The sequence below is a fragment of the Bradyrhizobium sp. 160 genome (assembly GCF_023073735.1).
In the GTDB taxonomy this organism is placed as follows: Bacteria; Pseudomonadota; Alphaproteobacteria; order Rhizobiales; family Xanthobacteraceae; genus Bradyrhizobium.
The window spans coordinates 78287-93429 of record NZ_JADPKD010000008.1; the positions used below are offsets into that span (position 1 = coordinate 78287).

Sequence of the window (15143 nt, forward strand, 5' to 3'; positions counted from 1 at the left end):
AGCATTTGCCCCTACGGACCTCTGATGCTCGTCATCTCCATTCAAAGTCAGGTGGTCCACGGCCACGTCGGCAACAGCGCGGCTGCCTACGCCGTGCAGGCGGAGGGTGTGAATGTCGCGGCGGTGCCGACGACGCTGCTGTCGAACCATCCACGCTATCCGAGCCTGCGCGGGCGGGTGCTGGAGACCGAGCTGGTGGCCGATCTTCTCAGGGGCGTAGAAGAGCGCGATCTCGTCGACGAGGCGGCCGTGGTCGTCACTGGCTATCTCGGCTCGCCCGGTAATGCCGCCGTCGTTGCCGAGTTCGTCGAGCGGGCCTTGGTGCGCAATTCGAAGCTCGTCTATCTCTGTGATCCCGTGATCGGAGACGATGGTCGCGTCTATGTCGCCGATGGAATTCTGGACGTGCTCCGGCGCCGGCTGCTGCCGGCCGCGAACCTGACCACGCCAAACCGGTTCGAGCTCGAGCTGCTTGCGGGCATCACGATTGCCGATGCGCAGGACCTGCGCGCGGCCTGCGCGGCACTCGCGGAGCAGGCCCGCCTCGACGTCGTCGCTACCGGCTGCACGCTCGCGGACACGCCCGAAGGACAGTTGGAGACGATCCTCTGCGCCGACGGCCATTTGTCGCGCTTTGCCACGCTGCGTCTGCCGATCCGGCCCTATGGCACGGGCGACCTTCTCACCGGCCTGATCGCGGCGCATCTCGCCAAGGGTTTGGCGAGGGAGGTCGCAGTGCGGCTGGCGGTCGAAACCATCTTTGCGGTGCTGGTGCGCACGCAGGAGGCCGGCACAGCCGAGATGCGTCTCGTGCCGCTGCCGACGCCGGCCCGCAAGCCGTAGCTTCAGGTCGCGCGTTTGCCGGCCGATTGCGCCGCCCTCTGCGACTTTGCCGGGCTCTTCTGCTCACGCATGGCCTGTGATTTGGGCGGCTTTGCGTGGGCCGCAGCGCGCACCTTTCTCGGCTTGGCGTTGGCAGCTTCCTTGCGCTCCGCCGTGCCCCGGCGCGAGATGTATTCCTGGCCGTCGATCGGGCCGACATGCGGCGGATCGCGGCCGAGATAGGGCCGGCCGATGCCGAATGCCTTGCCGTTGGCGTCGACCCACTTCCACAGGATTTCAGTCGAGACCCAGCGTTGCGCGCGATTGCTACCCTGGGTGCTGACGATGTCGGCGGCCATGCCGTGCCCATAACCGCCACGCGTGCTGCCGCCGTGATAGGAGCGGTCGGAGGCGGCCTTCAGGCCGCTCGCGATCGACTGGCGATAATCGTCACGGAACGCGCTGGTGATGCCCGGCGAGAGGCCGGCGGCTTCGGCGGCGAGCAGCGTGCGAAACAGCTTTCGCTTGAAGCTCTTGTCCATGCCGCCGATGACGTAGTCCATCATCGACATGCCGGCATGCTCAGCCGCCTTGGGATCCTTCCAGCCGAAATCCTCGTCGACCAGCTTGGTGAAGCTGCGCATCACGGTCACCGTCTTGCCCTTGCGCTTGACGGTGACGGCGCGGCGTTCCTGCACCTTGATTGAATCCTCCTTAGGCGTGCGCTGGTAGAGCGCCCAGAGATAGCGATCGATGCAGGCGTCCACGACGAAGCATTCGTCGAGCACGGCGACGGTGTCTGCGGGTGGCGACGTCTTGCTTGCAACGGGGGCGGATCCGCTCGCGATCGTGGCGGGGGACAGTGCGTCCGTGGCCACGATCTCGGTGGGATCGGCGGATGCGAGTTTGAAGGGCTCTGGCGCTGGCGCAGGCGGAGCCTCGCTGACGCTCGGTGCTGGTTCGGGCGAAATCTGAGGCGCGGGCGGCTCCGGCGACAATATCAACGCGGGATCGGCCGACGCGAGCTGGACGGCGGGGGCAGGTACCTCCGCCTCCGGCGCGGCTGCCGCTTCGACAGTTACGAGGCTCGCCGCAGCCGCCGCAATGTCGGCGGTCAAGGCGACACCGTCCTCGATGGTCGCAGCGCGTGGGACGTCGGCAAGGTCGAGGCGACCGAGATCCTTCGCGCGCGAGACGGCAGCCGCATTGGCGCCGCTGTTCTCGATAAGGGCTGGCGCGTAGGCCGACAGGGAGAGCAGCAGCCAGGCAGCGAGAACGGCCGAGGGGCATGAGACCGCCACAAGAAGAGACTGCCGATCATTCATGATCCCTGCCTCCAAACGTTCTGTTCGAACCAGTCTTGTTCGAACAGTCATGATGCAAACAGACTTGATGCAAACAGTCTTGCACGGAAAGGCACGCAGCGCGTCAATTGTTCGGAAGAGGGTGTGGCGGCGCAATGGCGTAAATCAACGAAAACGGGCTTTTCGAAGAGGTGTTGCGAAGTTGCAACGCGGGTTCCATGGCGGCCCCATGTGCGGCTGCGCCGGAATGCCTGCAACCAGCCGGTTTGTCGTCAAATTGAGCGATCCGAATTTACTCAATCTTCGATTGCCACAACGCACTTTTCGCGCTCGCAATTTCTGGTAGAGACAGAAAGGCACGTCAGTGAAGTTGAAATGCAAATGGGCCGAATTCGTCGCCAATGAATCCGGCGCCACTGCGATCGAGTACTGTCTGATCGCGGCCGGCATCGCACTCGCGATTATCGAGATCATCTATGCGCTCGGCACCAATCTCGTCGCAAAACTGCAATCGCTCGCGATCGCGCTGAAATAGGCGGTGAGGGGCTTTCGCGATTGGCTGTTTGACAAGACGCCCTGACGCTTCGCGGCAACTTTGCGCACGGCCGTGCGTTGATCGGCCCATGAGCACGCATTCCTCGCTTCGTCCCATGGACGACTTCGATCCCACCGAGCCCGCCATCCTGCATGATCGTCTGTCCGACACGATCATCACCTGGACCGCCGAACAGGCCGATGACTACCGGAAGGGCAGCCGGCCACGTGAGGATGGAACCGTAGCTTGGAAGGCCTACCTCTTCGATGGTTGGGGCAACGTGCTCGGCGGCTGACCTCCGCCCGCAACGCGCGATGGCCCCGCCGGCGTGATTCGGCCAAGGCTTTGTACCGTGTTAAGCATATCGCCATGCACTGCGTGCGCTGTTGCAATGCAACAGCGGATGTCGCAATGCAGCACGACGCGCTTAAATGTGCTCCGAATCTTCCATCAGGAGCATTACCAATGAACAAGAAGAAGACTTTGACGATCGCCGCCACATTCCTGACGATCGCGGGCGCGACTTCGGCTTTCGCCGCTGAGCTGCCGACCTATGAGGCCAACGGATTTCCGGTTTCGCCCTTGCAGGTGCGCGTGGTCGGTGGGACGCATGTCGAGCAGCAGGTCGCGGCGCCCACGACGGTTGCTTCAGCGCATCAATTGAAGGTGCTCAGCCCCCGCAAGGTCAAGACCGCGGACGTCACGACGGGGGCCGCCCGCTGAGTTGAGATCGCATGAAGGGCAGGCGGGTCTCGCCGCGCGCGCGATCCGCCCCCTCGTGCGACCATGAACGACGCGGCCTGGAACGCGATCTCAGCCATAGTGTAATCACCGGCATCGAGCAAGCGCTTGGCGCGTTGCGCGCGCAGCGTCTTGGCAAGCTGTTGCGGCGTGGCGCCGACATGCCATTCGAACAGCCGCGCCAGATGGCCGCGACGCAGCGCGCATCGCGGCGCTGTTCACCGATGCCGCCGAATGGATCGCGCCGAAGGGCAACGCCACCGCGATCGCGCTCGGTCACATCGACCACTTAGTGGGCGCGCAAAGCGATAGCAGCGGGGATGGGGAAACAAAGAGAAATCCGGCCTTTGCCGGGACTCCGCAAACTCCCATCATCGTGACGCAGCAATTGACGGCTATGGCTTGCGCTCCTCCTTACCCGGCATAGGTAATCGGAAAGCGGATGTCCGCGTCACCCCCTTCCATATAACATCACGGCATGAGCGAGATCGAAACCCTGTTCGGTGTCCTGCGCCAGTCGGCCGACGCGCCCGTCGTCGACATGCTCGAGCGCATGGTGCGGGAGGGGCCGGACCATGCCCTGTGCAAGATCAATGCGCTGCATCTGGCAAGGATGGCCAATCTCGGCGAAGAGCAGGTGATCGCGGGGCTGCTGCATGCGGTCGGGCTCGGCATCCTCGAGATGACCTGGAGCGTGATGTGCCCGAGCTGCGCCGGCGTGCTCTCGGCCAACAAGAGCCTGAAGACCGTCAACAGCCCGCAATATCACTGCGCCTTCTGCGCCGCCGGCTATGAGACGACGCTCGATAATCTGGTCGAGGTGACCTTCGCGGTCAGCCCGCGCGTGCGCAGGATCGCCGCGCACAATGCCGAGGAGCTGCCGCTCGCCGAATATTACCGCCAGGTGTTCTGGAGCTCGGCGATCGAGCTTCCGCCCGACCTCGACGGCCTGCTTCGCGAGCTGACCCTGGAATCCGTCGACCTGCCGCCGGGCGAGCGCGCCATTCTCTCGCTGCAAGTACAGCCGGGCATGCTGATCGTGTTCGATCCGGTGACGCACACGGCGCAGTACATCGAGGTGAAGGGCGAGGAGACGGCCGAGCGCCAGGCCCTGTCGTTGATCTTGAACAGGACCGAGGTCCCGGTCGACGCCGTGAGCCTGCGCCCGGGACCGCTGCGGCTGACGCTCGAGAACCGCACCGACGGCCGCGTGCTGCCGGCGGTGTGGGTGATGAACCAGCGGCTCGACGATCTCCTGACCCGGCGCAAGCCGAGCCTCACCGCAAAGCGCCTCCTCACCAACCAGACCTTTCGCGATCTCTACCGCACCGATACGCTCGCGATCGGCCAGCGCCTCAAGATCCTCAGCCTGACCTTCCTGTTCTCGGACCTGAAGGACTCCACCGGGCTTTACGAGCATGTCGGCGACCTCGTCGCCTTCGATCTCGTCAACGAGCATTTCCGCCTGTTGCAGGAGATCATCGCCTCCGAGCAGGGCGCCGTGGTCAAGACCATTGGCGATGCCGTGATGGCGACCTTCGAGACGCCCGATCGCGCCATTGCGGCCGCGATCCGCATGCGCGAGGCCATGAGCGAGCTCGGCGCCCAGCGTCAGCACCAGGGCCTGCTGCTCAAGATGGGCATTCACGAGGGCTCGTGCCTCGCCGTCACCCTCAACGGCCAGCAGGATTATTTCGGCCAGACCGTGAACATCGCCTCCCGCGTCCAGAGCCTCGCCGCCTCGCGCGCGATCGTAGTGACGGAGGCGGTGGTCGACAACGCCGAGGCGCGGACGCTGCTGGAGGCCGGCGGCCTCAACCCGACACGTCGCAGCGTCGCGCTGAGCGGGATCGGGGACAAGGTGTCGGTGTACGAAATCCCGTAAGACCGTCGCCCGGCGCGCAAGCGAAATTCGGGATTGCACCTGCGGCACCATCCCGGATTGCGCGACGCTCCATTCGGGCTACGCTCGCTGCGCAACCGCGCAACGAGTTGATCATGGCCTTCCTCCTCAACATCGACGTCCCCGACGTCGCGCAAGCGACGACCTTCTACACCGAAGCATTCGGCCTGACGCTCGGCCGTTGCTTCGGCGGCGACTTCGTCGAGCTCTTGGGCTGGCCGGCGCCGGTGTATCTGCTCACCAAGCAGGCCGGCACAATCGGCGCCGGCGGCGATCGCCGCCGCTACGCGCGGCACTGGACGCCCGTGCATATCGACGTCGTCGTCGATGATGTCGATGCCGCCGTCGAACGCGCGCTGCGCGCCGGCGCGATCCTCGAGATTGCCGCAAGCGATGCGCCCTATGGGCGGATCGCGATGCTGGCCGATCCGTTCGGGCACGGCTTCTGTCTGCTGGCGTTCAGCGAGCGCGGATATGACGCGCTGCTCGGGGCGTAGATCGAGCGCGGGGCGGGGCCCGTCAAAGCAAAGTTGTGAAAACAACCCCATGCACAGTAGAAAACATGAGGGATTTCAGAGTTCTGCAAGTCCGAATATTTTTCCCGTCGGGCGAGCAGGGCACCGGGCGCCAATGCTCCGGGCCGACTTCGGCGATCCCGAATAGCGTTTGACTTGTCGGGCAAAACAGGGGCAAACTGGCATGATGGCGCCCGGTGCGACGGGAAGCTGATACGTCGCCAGGCCGTGGGGCGAGATGCCAAAAAAACTCAAAAGAAAACTGAAGACCTACCAGACTTCGCTCGGCTTCTACGACCAGGCGGTCGCCGCGCCATCGATGAAGGCAGCGCTGGAGGCGTGGGGCGCCAGCTCCAACCTGTTCCATCAAGGCGTGGCGAAAGAGACCGACGACCCCGACATCGTCGCCGCGACCATGGCAAGCCCCGGGGTTGTGCTCAGGCGTCCGGTCGGCTCGGACGGCCCGTTCACCGAAAGCGCCGAACTGCCGACCGATCTCGCCGACGGCGAGGCCAAGCCGAAACGTAAGCCCAAGCCAAGCAAGCGTCCGGCCAAGACGGCAAAGACATCGTCCCACAAGATTGACGATCGACAGGCGCGCGAGGCCGCCGCGGCGTTCGAGAAGGAGGAGCGGCAGCGCGAAGCCGAGCGCAGGAAAGAGGAGGCCGCCCGCGCCAAGGAGCGCGCGCGCCGCGACAAGGCGGTCGCGAGCGCGCAAGCCGCGCTGGACAAGGCGAGGCGCGAGCACGAGGCTCACACCGAAGAGATCGAAGCCGAGCGGGCTGCCCTCGATGAACGTGCGGAGGCGGAGCAGAGCCGGTGGGACAAGCAGAGGATGAAGCTGGAGGAGGCGGTGCGTCGGGCGCGGGAGTAGGCGGCTGCTGGCGGAGCGGCCGGAGTCGCCAAAGCCGGCAGGGGGCGTTCGAGCAAGTCGAAAACGAATTAGGCTTGCCTTGCTTTGCCTCCTTGAGCACTCTGGCGGGAAGGAGGCCAACGCATGAAGACAATGACCGCCGCGTGTGCGCTCGGAACGGCCCTGGTGCTGTGCAGCCTTGGAACGTCAGGTGCTGAAGCCCGGCCGCGGAAGGCGCAAGTCGTTCGTGAACCCCAGCAGAGACTTATCGTTACGGCGCCCGTGCTCAGGCCAACGCCGTGGGATTACTATATCGTTCCACGATATCGCTATCGTCCTGAAGACGACCGGGTCGATCCATACGGCCCGCCACTGGTTTCGTCGTGGGTCCGCTATGAGGGGTGGCGGTGGCCGTACTGGTGGTGAACACCCATCAGATTCTGCGGCATGTGGTGATCGGCCATCGACGGACGCTGAACTGACCGGCTTGCGGTCGGCGCAAAACGCCGGCCGATGATAGGCCGCGCGCCGAATGCGCGGGCACAACACCCGGATTTCGCCACGCGCGCCCCGGGCCACGCTTACTCGACCGCTCATTTCTCGCTCGAGAACTCGAGTCCTTGCGCACCTCCCATCTCCGCCAACCCGCGACCAGAACTGGTTGAGCGCGCCCAGGTTCAACATCGCTGCGTGCGACGTCAGCGATTAGGAAAATGGCAAACCTGAGACTGTCAAGGATTCATTGAGGTAGAACGACATTTATCCCCGTAATAAACCCAATGCTGTTAAGGGTTCGGGGTTGCGTATTGGGAGGATCAATCATGGCAAGTGTTGAACAATTGCGCAGACGGGACGGAGTGAATCTGGTCCAACTCGAAGCGGACATTGCGTCGGTACGCTCGGGAAGCTCTATTACTTCCATTGCTCTGCCTGATTACGTCGAGCACACCGCGGGCGTGTCGCGCGTCGGCGCGCTCAGTGCAGAGGCGGTCATTCGCGACTACGAGTCCGCTGCAAAAGAGATCGAGGCCATGGGCACCGAGTTGATCGACGCCGCGCACAAATGCGAGGCGCTGACAGCCCAGGTCCATGATGCGATCGCTTTCATGCGGGAGACGGCGGCGGGCTATCGTGAAGAGGGACGGAAGATCTTTAAGCGCATCGAAGAATGCGCGCTGTTCACCGAGGACGTCCGCAAGACTTGCGAACAGGTCAAGCGTAGAATGGCCGAAGTCTCGGTAGGCCCGTCTTCCGATGAGGAGCTTGCGCCACAAGAGCCCGAGTTGAGCGGGATCGCCGGACAGGTGACGATGAGCGAGATACGGTGAGGCGCGCGTAGAGCTTAGTTCGTAGGATGGGTCGAGCTGTTGCGAAACCCGTCGTCGCGCGCAGCGTCGTTAGTATCGCTTCCGCTCGTCGAGCTACGGCGGACAAGTCGCTCCGCCCATCCTACGGTCTGCGAAACGCATCATCTAATCGCCGTCACCAGCCGCAAGGCGCTGAAACTGCCGCTTCATCGCGTTGACCTTGGCGACGTAGCTTGCGACGAGGTGATCGCCGCAGCGCTCGCCGACCAGCATCTGAAACTTGCGGCGCGCATAGGCTGTGGCGGGACCTGCGCCGCAGAGATGGATGAAGGCGGCCAGATCCTGCTTCTGTTGCGCGCCTGACTTGATATCGCCCGCGAGGGTGAGGACCAAGGCCACTTGGCGGTCCAGATACACCGATGCCAGCTCGACGGCATGGCTCGGGATCGCGCGGATGTAGAAGCTGTTGAACCCGCAAGCCGTCTCCGTGACCGCGTTGCCGCGGACACAGAACCGGGCCGCTTCAGTGAAGGCGGTATCGGTCATCTGGTAGAGACCGACGGCGCTGGAGGCCGGTCGGTAGATCGCGAGCGGATTGAAGCTCCATCGCCAGCGCCAATAGGTGCGCGCGACGGGATTGCCGGAACTTTCGACCTGCGCCAGCGCGGCCAGCAATTCGGGCGTGATAACAGCGGTGGAATAGGTGCGGAAGAGCGGCCCGTAATGCGCCCACGTCTCCGCCGGCTCCTTGTCGAGGGCATGTCCGAGAAGGACGAACAGCTCGGTCGGCTTGCGGATCAACTGATAGGCGATGTTCACAAGCGCGATGGCCGCAAGCAGGATTGCCGCGCCGGCCGCGATCCGAACCATCCGCGGTGATCGCACGAATGTCTTGCGCATCCACCGGGCGCCTCGCCGGAGCTTGCGAAGGCGAGAGAGGAGGCGCTTGCTTTTTTTTGCCATGCCGTTTCGGGAGTGCGACCAGCGCAGATGATGGACTTGGTTAACGCAATCTAGGCTATTTGTTTGAGCATGATCTTTGCGGAAAACCGGTGCGCACTTTTCGCTCGCGGCTCATGGCGTCAACATCAGCAAGGCGGAGCCCGTCAACGGATTCGGAATCGCATCCTCTCTGACATCCACGGTCGAAGGTACCGGATCATGAAGCGCAGCACAGGTACTCCGGCATCGTGATCGAGGACGACGATCGCCGGCACAGCGTGTCATACAAGGTGTTCTGGACCTTCACGTATCGGAACGGCACGACGCGGCAGGTCGAGCAGGGTATCGACTACACGTTCGTTTCGGCCGGTAGCTCGCAGAATGGCCCTATCCTACGGGCCTTAAATCCAATCGCGCCTTCGGAAAAAAAAGCCTGCCCTGCGGGCTCACCAATCCGGATAGCCGTAAGGTTCAACCATGTAGGGCGGCGGAGGCATCCAGGGGCCTCGCGGCGGTCTGGGCCGTCGGGGTTCGGCCGCTGATACATGCGGCCGGGCATGCGCAGCCGCATCGTTGTTCGTCACGCTTCGCACGACGGGCTTCGCGGCTGCAGACGCGGACGAAGCGGTGAGTTGTGTCTGCAGCGCCTGGACCTGCGCGGCGAGTCGCGCATTGTCCGCCGCATCCTTCTCCTGCGCCGCCTTGAGCTGTTGAATGGTGTCGGCCTGCTCACGCAGGCTCTGCTCGTTGCGGCTCTTCAGCTGCTCGAGCTTGCCGTTGATGCTCGCAAGTTCGCTCGTGATGGCCTTGAGCGATTGCGCAAGATCGGACGACGACGGGTCAGGCGCTGTGGCGTCAGGCTTTGGGGCGCTGTCCGTTTCCTTAGCTATCGGCGGCGCGGGCAGCGGGCTCGACTCGTCCGCAGCAGCCAGTTGCACTGCCGGCGGCTGCGCCGGACTTTCCACCACGGGCGGGGGCCTGCTCGCGGCCGACGGAACCCATCGTGCCATGATCGACGTGCCGATCGATTTGGCCTCATCGCGATATTGCGACGCGAAGGCGGCTCCGAGAAAGCCGATCGCCAGCACCAGGCCGACCAAAGCGCGCACCAGGGTCCGGTCTCCCTTCATGCCTTGATCGCGAACCTTGGCATCAGGCGCCGCCTTGTTTCCGGAAGTTGCGGCTGCCGTCGCACCAAGACTTGCGTGCGAGGCCCGCTGGCCTTCGCTGTTGCGTTCCATTCCGGAAACCAGCCGGTCCAGCCGCGCAAGGTCTTCCTCTGCGCTCTTGATCCGGTCATAGGCCCGCGCCAGCCCGCCGTCGGCGCGCGCCTCATCCGGCTTGGCGGTGTCAGGCTTGTCGGCACCAGGCTTGTGGGTATCAGGGCTGGGGTCGTTCGTTTCAGGCACCGATGCGCTCTCCATCCGGTCGGGCGTCAATGGGAGGCGGTCCGATCACTGCAAGGATAGGTCTCGCCGCTGTCCAACACAACGCGTGTGCAAAGGAAAAATTGTGGCGGGCTCGGGAGCGCGACGGAGCGAGGCCGCTAACGCCTCCGGCGCACGAATTACGATGCAAGTGCACTTAATTGACACCGACCAAGCGTGAATCGAGCCGAGATTCGGCAGGGCGGATGGCGGACGAATCTAATGCACTGTCACCGTGATTCCTGCGGGTTGTCATAGGAATTCCTGCCTCCCCACATCTTCAGCGCGGCTTGCGTCCGCTGATCGCGTGCGCGCGGGCGCTGCAGGTGATGCGGCCGTCCGTGTCGGCGGGCAGGCGCGCCCTCACGCGCTGCATGAGCGCGGCGACGTCGGCCGCCGGCATGGCCGCGATCACGGGTGCGGTGGAGGGGGCCTTCGTCTCCACATTCCAGAACTCGTCGAAATCGGCAAACGTCCGCTGCACGGTGATCTCCCGGGTCTCGATCTGCTGCAGCCCGGCCGCGCTCCAAAGGCCCTGAAGCGCCGCAAGAGTGGACACTTCCATATGCGGCGGACGCGTCGGCGACAGCCCCATCGCGTGCATCTCATCGAGGATCGGATCGAGCGGAAATCCGCCGCCCAGCATGTCCCACATGTAGGTCGCAACGAGGCCGCCGGGACGAACGATGCGCGCCAATTCCGCGACACCCTTCGAGGGGGTCCGCACGAACACGAGAACCAATGCCATCACCGCGGCATCGAAACTTTCCACCTCAAAGGGCAGTGCCATGGCATCGCCGGTTTGAAACACGGCCCCGCGCGCGCCGGGACGCCTGCGGGCAAACGCGAGCTGTCCCTCAGAGGGATCGATGCCCTGCACGTCGCTGGGCGCGCAGCGTGCAAGAATGAGCTCGGTGAAGGCGCCATTGCCGCAGCCAACATCGATCCAGCGCAGCCCTTGTGGTGGCCTAAGCCAGTCGAGAAAGATCTCGCCGACCGAACGGCTCCAGACACCCATCACCTGCTCATAGGCGGCGCCGTCATCGAAGCGAAGCTCGGGCATGGAACCGCTCCCTCGGCGCTTGTCAGCAGGCAATGCGCGGGCTGCGAGGTTAACACATTGGTCATTTCTTTGCGGGCATTTTCACGATCTCAGTCAGCAAAGAGGCACCATGTCCGACATCACCATTCCCGGCGGCAAGATCCGTTCCTTCGTCGAGCGGATCGAGAACCTCGACAGCGAAATGCAGGAGTTGAGCGAACAGAAGAAGGAAGTCTTCGCGGAAGCCAAGGGCGAGGGCTTTGACGTGAAAATCCTCAAGGAGATCATCAAGCTGCGCAAGGAAGACAAGAACGAGCGCGATGAGCGCGAAAGCCTGCTCGATCTCTACATGCGCGCGATGGAGACGGCGTCGCCGGAGCAGGCGAAAGCGGCGTGAGAGGATCGCGGTAATGCAAGGAGAGATAGCCGCGGCTTGCGGCTATCGATGCCCCAGAACGACGACGGGCTGATCGATTTATGATCGGGCTTTTGGTTCGATCTCGCTGCAATCCGGGCCATCAATAGCGCCCGCCGCTTCCCTTTTGCTGCGTGATCCAGTCCGACAATGTTTTCCGTGCCGATCCCGCAGTCCGGCCCGGCGATGCCTTCGGATTGTCGCGGACGCCTTTCATCGAACGGGTGCGCGGCGCTTGCGTTGCGCCAGCGCTCTTCAAGGCAGAAGTCGATGCGTCTGCGGCTTCCTTCTCGAGGCGTAATTGTTTCAATCGCGCCATCTTGATGCGCTCTGCCTCCACTTCGGGTCGTTCGGCGAGCTGCGGCTTGTGCTGAGCAAGCTCGGCCGGGACCAGGACACCGATGATGGTCGTCTCGCCGAGCGCCTTGCAGGCTTCGAGCCGATGCAGTCCCTCGACTAGAACGAGGCGGTCTCCGTCGCGCCAAACGGAAATGGGAGCCTGCTGTCCGATGTCCAGAATACTTTCCGCGATCTCCCCGACGACCTCGGGCTTGATGGTTTTCTTCTGCTTCGTGGGAACGAAGATCTTCTCGATCGGGAAGCTTTCCCGTTTGGGCATGACTTCACTCCGCTTCTACCGGGCCCGCGCAGCTACCCTGCAAGTTCAAACCTAATTGTGGTGATCGGCTGCTCTGGATCGATCTTTCGATAATATTTCTCAAGATCCTTCTGAAGCTCGGTGACGTTCTGAAAGCCCTCCCACTGCGCGTGCTGATCAGAAAGCGCCTTGTAGGGTTCAGTCGCAACCGAGATGACCTTGACTTTGAGCGAATTCGCTCCGTCGGTGAGGTCTATATTTTCCCCCTCAACTGCCGCGATGCCTAAACGGATCGTGGCCGTTTTCTTGCCCTCGCGAGCGGCCTGAAAATCCTCAACGCTCACCTTGATGCGCTTTTTATAGGTGAACTGTCTGTTCACGATAGCCATCTACTTCTCCGTGTTACTTTGCGCCTGGAAGCTTAAACTTGCCCGTAAGGGTGGAATAGGACGTGACGCTCAGTAGAACGCCAACCACCACCGAGATTATGCCCCAATCTATGTGATCTTTGGCCAGAACAGCGCCAATCACTACACCGGCCGCCCCCAGGACCCCTGATAAAACTCCCAACTTCATCCTCGACGGGTCCATCGTCGCGCGAAGATCCAGGGAGAAGTTGGGGCCGATCGGGTATTTCCCTTCGGGTGTAGGGCCTGTAGTTAGATGCAACTTGCAATCCTGCGGACGGAAGCTGTCGATCGCGGCGATTTGGCCTTCCACCGATACATGCTGAAATCTACGTAGCGGTAGCGATTTTCCTTTGAACGCGGAGAGGGGCTCTGCATCGCAAGAAATCGAGATCGCCCACGGTTCTCCTTCTGGGGCGTTCGAATCTTCCTCCGCTTGGGGCTGTCGGCTTTCGACTTCGATGCCAACCTGATCTAGCCCATTTACGGTAAAGACGGACCGCGACCTCTTCAAACCGCTTGACGAGGGGCGCTCCTCGATGTGCGGCTTGATCCCGATCGCATCCTCACCAGATACGAGCTTCGCGACCCTCCAAAAAGAATCGCCAGCGAACTGCGAGGGCGCGACACCCAACTTGTTAATGATGGCAGCCCAATTTTCTGCATCGGCACCGGCCCGCAAACTGCGGAAGTGCTCGTCTCCTTCCGATACCGCGATCCACTTCGAGAAGGGCGCCTCATTGCCCTCAATCAACGGACGCAGTATCTCGGATAGCGCATGTTCGTTCGGCGCCGGGTAACCTTCCAACTGCAGGTCGATGTAATACTGATCGACGGAGAACGCGGCGCTGCGAAGTGTGGCCAGGCGAGTTCCAACCCATAACCCGTCAGCGAACGGTATCGTACCTGCCGGCGGGTCGCCGTTTTTTTGGTAACTCTTGGATTGTGCGTAGACCAGCAAAACCTGATTGCCGCCGCGCCGCGCTTCCATTTCCGCCAACGCCCGTGGCGAAAAATACTTCGTTCTGTAGTCGTATGGGATGACGCAACCTGCGGGCATAGCCAGCAAGTTATGTACATCCTGGTAATATTCCCGCTTGGTGCTGCTGTCGAAAATTACCCAGAACATCTAGTTCGCTTCCTCCGGCTAACAGGAATCGGCCCTGAACGGACGAAACTGCGCAAGGCTTCCTGACGACTTCCCGACACGACTGCCTTGGCCAGATACTTCGCCTTCCAATACGCTAGGATAGTCTCGATTGCCACTCCACGAGCCCTGCGTCCGCGGCCGGATCTCAAAGCGTCTAGATCAGCCGTATGGAGGACTCCCAGGTAAACACCCTTAGGGTAAGAGCTTTGCAAGATGGTGCTGGAGCCAATGCCGCAATTGCGCATTGCGACACGCAGCACATGGATCGGCCGAACAGACTTGGAGAATTCGCCCTCTGGCGCACTGACAAAGCCTGGCAGGAATGCGCGAGCAGCCCCGAGCGTCCTCGGACTAAATCCCAAGGTAGAATAACCGCTGGTCTGGCCGATGCGCGAGAACAATCCGCCTGGTCTTAGGCCGATCCGATTGAGGATTGCACAGTGCAGCCCCGTCGCAGAGGTCGCCACAACGCCCAGCAGCTCTGACCGATAACGTCTTCGGACCTCCCTGACCACCACGTCGCTCATGGCGAGAGAGGCGATAAGCTTGCCGCCCAGTAGGATGTTGTAGGGCGGCAGCGCCACAATGGTGGCTAAGTCCATCAGTCGGCGCAATCCGCGATCCTTCACGCCCTTCCGGTCAACGCCGGACCAATTCAAATAGGCGTCTCGAGCACCCATCGTGTACGGTCCGCTCGATAGCTCAAACACTCCCATCAGCCGCTTAGGCGCCTGCCCAACGTCGTAGACGAGACACCTAACTTGCCGCCCGACGCGATTGGTTGTCGGGACATGTTGAAACAGCTTGGCGTACCGGAATAGTTCGTGATCGGCGACGCTGCGGCAAATCTTAATCTCTGGATTGATGTCTTGGACCTGGATCGTAGCGTCGCCTAGAAGATTTAGGATCCCCTTGGCTTCCAGCCTCTCGGCGAACGACCGCTCCAGTTCAATTTGTTCAAACCTTAGTCCCCGCATGGCCCGCTCTTGGGCTTTGCGACTTGGCGCCGTTACTTTCCAATCAGATTTACCAGAAAGCCTGACGCGATAACCCGCCGCCTTCAGATCCTCGCGTAGGTTCCTCCGAAAGACAGCCTTTTTTTGTCGGAGAACGGTGTCGTTGCTGCGCATTCGCTCTGAGCGTACTGGTTGATAGAATAAAGTCATGCTGCTGAATAGTTGT

18 protein-coding genes are annotated in these 15143 nt (G+C 62.3%); 9 read left to right on the forward strand and 9 right to left on the reverse strand.

Annotated elements, in window-relative coordinates; translation table 11 throughout:
• Nucleotides 1-24: 24 nt before the first annotated feature.
• Nucleotides 25-843 (forward strand): pyridoxal kinase, encoded by an 819-nt coding sequence (pdxY, locus tag IVA98_RS03130; protein ID WP_247354268.1) that lies wholly within the window; start codon nucleotides 25-27, stop codon nucleotides 841-843.
• Between the two features lie 2 nt (nucleotides 844-845).
• Here pdxY and IVA98_RS03135 read toward each other — a convergent pair whose 3' ends face one another.
• On the reverse strand, nucleotides 846-2147 hold the full coding sequence (locus IVA98_RS03135; RefSeq protein ID WP_247297185.1) for a M15 family metallopeptidase domain-containing protein: 1302 nt from the start codon (nucleotides 2145-2147) through the stop codon (nucleotides 846-848).
• Between the two features lie 343 nt (nucleotides 2148-2490).
• Here IVA98_RS03135 and IVA98_RS03140 point away from each other — a divergent pair, with 343 nt between their 5' ends.
• The 3 genes from IVA98_RS03140 to IVA98_RS03150 all read left to right on the forward strand — a co-directional run bounded on the left by IVA98_RS03140 (nucleotide 2491) and on the right by IVA98_RS03150 (nucleotide 3384).
• Nucleotides 2491-2661 carry a Flp family type IVb pilin gene (locus IVA98_RS03140; RefSeq protein WP_247297184.1) on the forward strand — a complete coding sequence of 57 codons (171 nt, stop codon included), beginning with the start codon at nucleotides 2491-2493 and terminating at the stop codon, nucleotides 2659-2661.
• An 88-nt stretch (nucleotides 2662-2749) separates the two neighbouring features.
• Nucleotides 2750-2956, forward strand: coding sequence for a hypothetical protein (locus IVA98_RS03145; protein ID WP_247354269.1), 207 nt, complete (start codon nucleotides 2750-2752; stop codon nucleotides 2954-2956).
• 170 nt (nucleotides 2957-3126) lie between these two features.
• Nucleotides 3127-3384: a hypothetical protein gene (locus IVA98_RS03150; protein WP_247297182.1), complete on the forward strand. Its 258-nt coding sequence runs from the start codon at nucleotides 3127-3129 to the stop codon at nucleotides 3382-3384.
• On the opposite strand, the gene IVA98_RS03155 is transcribed toward IVA98_RS03150, so the two are convergent.
• Nucleotides 3318-3602 carry a helix-turn-helix domain-containing protein gene (locus tag IVA98_RS03155; protein WP_346657684.1) on the reverse strand — a complete coding sequence of 95 codons (285 nt, stop codon included), beginning with the start codon at nucleotides 3600-3602 and terminating at the stop codon, nucleotides 3318-3320. The two genes, IVA98_RS03150 and IVA98_RS03155, sit on opposite strands and share 67 nt — an antisense overlap.
• Nucleotides 3603-3880: 278 nt before the next feature.
• On the opposite strand from IVA98_RS03155, the gene IVA98_RS03160 reads away from it, so the two are divergent.
• The 4 genes from IVA98_RS03160 (at nucleotide 3881) to IVA98_RS03175 (ending at nucleotide 8001) form a co-directional block, all read left to right on the forward strand.
• Entirely contained in the window at nucleotides 3881-5287 is a 1407-nt protein-coding gene (locus tag IVA98_RS03160) for an adenylate/guanylate cyclase domain-containing protein (protein ID WP_247354270.1), read from the forward strand.
• 113 nt (nucleotides 5288-5400) lie between these two features.
• On the forward strand, nucleotides 5401-5802 hold the full coding sequence (locus IVA98_RS03165; RefSeq protein ID WP_247297178.1) for a VOC family protein: 402 nt from the start codon (nucleotides 5401-5403) through the stop codon (nucleotides 5800-5802).
• A gap of 256 nt (nucleotides 5803-6058) precedes the next feature.
• On the forward strand, nucleotides 6059-6694 hold the full coding sequence (locus IVA98_RS03170) for a cell envelope biogenesis protein TolA (RefSeq protein WP_247297177.1): 636 nt from the start codon (nucleotides 6059-6061) through the stop codon (nucleotides 6692-6694).
• An 800-nt stretch (nucleotides 6695-7494) separates the two neighbouring features.
• Nucleotides 7495-8001 carry a hypothetical protein gene (locus IVA98_RS03175; protein ID WP_247297175.1) on the forward strand — a complete coding sequence of 169 codons (507 nt, stop codon included), beginning with the start codon at nucleotides 7495-7497 and terminating at the stop codon, nucleotides 7999-8001.
• Nucleotides 8002-8145: 144 nt separating this feature from the next.
• Here IVA98_RS03175 and IVA98_RS03180 read toward each other — a convergent pair whose 3' ends face one another.
• The 3 genes from IVA98_RS03180 to IVA98_RS03190 form a co-directional block, all read right to left on the reverse strand.
• Nucleotides 8146-8943: a transglycosylase SLT domain-containing protein gene (locus IVA98_RS03180; RefSeq protein WP_247354271.1), complete on the reverse strand. Its 798-nt coding sequence runs from the start codon at nucleotides 8941-8943 to the stop codon at nucleotides 8146-8148.
• A 425-nt stretch (nucleotides 8944-9368) separates the two neighbouring features.
• Nucleotides 9369-10346 carry a hypothetical protein gene (locus tag IVA98_RS03185; protein WP_247297298.1) on the reverse strand — a complete coding sequence of 326 codons (978 nt, stop codon included), beginning with the start codon at nucleotides 10344-10346 and terminating at the stop codon, nucleotides 9369-9371.
• Nucleotides 10347-10629: 283 nt separating this feature from the next.
• Nucleotides 10630-11412, reverse strand: coding sequence for a class I SAM-dependent methyltransferase (locus tag IVA98_RS03190; protein ID WP_247297171.1), 783 nt, complete (start codon nucleotides 11410-11412; stop codon nucleotides 10630-10632).
• Nucleotides 11413-11521: 109 nt separating this feature from the next.
• Between IVA98_RS03190 and IVA98_RS03195 the strand changes: the two genes are divergently transcribed.
• The gene (locus tag IVA98_RS03195; protein ID WP_025575662.1) at nucleotides 11522-11788 is read left to right on the forward strand and encodes a DUF2312 domain-containing protein; all 267 of its coding nucleotides are present in this window, start codon (nucleotides 11522-11524) and stop codon (nucleotides 11786-11788) included.
• A gap of 121 nt (nucleotides 11789-11909) precedes the next feature.
• Here the strand turns inward: IVA98_RS03195 and IVA98_RS03200 are convergent, their stop codons facing one another.
• The 4 genes from IVA98_RS03200 to IVA98_RS03215 are packed head-to-tail and all read right to left on the reverse strand — an operon-like array spanning nucleotide 11910 to nucleotide 15091.
• Nucleotides 11910-12425 carry a ParB N-terminal domain-containing protein gene (locus IVA98_RS03200; RefSeq protein WP_247354272.1) on the reverse strand — a complete coding sequence of 172 codons (516 nt, stop codon included), beginning with the start codon at nucleotides 12423-12425 and terminating at the stop codon, nucleotides 11910-11912.
• 32 nt (nucleotides 12426-12457) lie between these two features.
• Nucleotides 12458-12793: an ASCH domain-containing protein gene (locus IVA98_RS03205; protein ID WP_247297158.1), complete on the reverse strand. Its 336-nt coding sequence runs from the start codon at nucleotides 12791-12793 to the stop codon at nucleotides 12458-12460.
• A 13-nt stretch (nucleotides 12794-12806) separates the two neighbouring features.
• Nucleotides 12807-13940: a hypothetical protein gene (locus IVA98_RS03210; RefSeq protein ID WP_247354273.1), complete on the reverse strand. Its 1134-nt coding sequence runs from the start codon at nucleotides 13938-13940 to the stop codon at nucleotides 12807-12809.
• Entirely contained in the window at nucleotides 13928-15091 is a 1164-nt protein-coding gene (locus IVA98_RS03215) for a Druantia anti-phage system protein DruA (protein ID WP_247334711.1), read from the reverse strand. The genes IVA98_RS03210 and IVA98_RS03215 overlap by 13 nt, the downstream gene beginning before the upstream one ends.
• Between the last annotated feature and the right edge of the window lie 52 nt (nucleotides 15092-15143).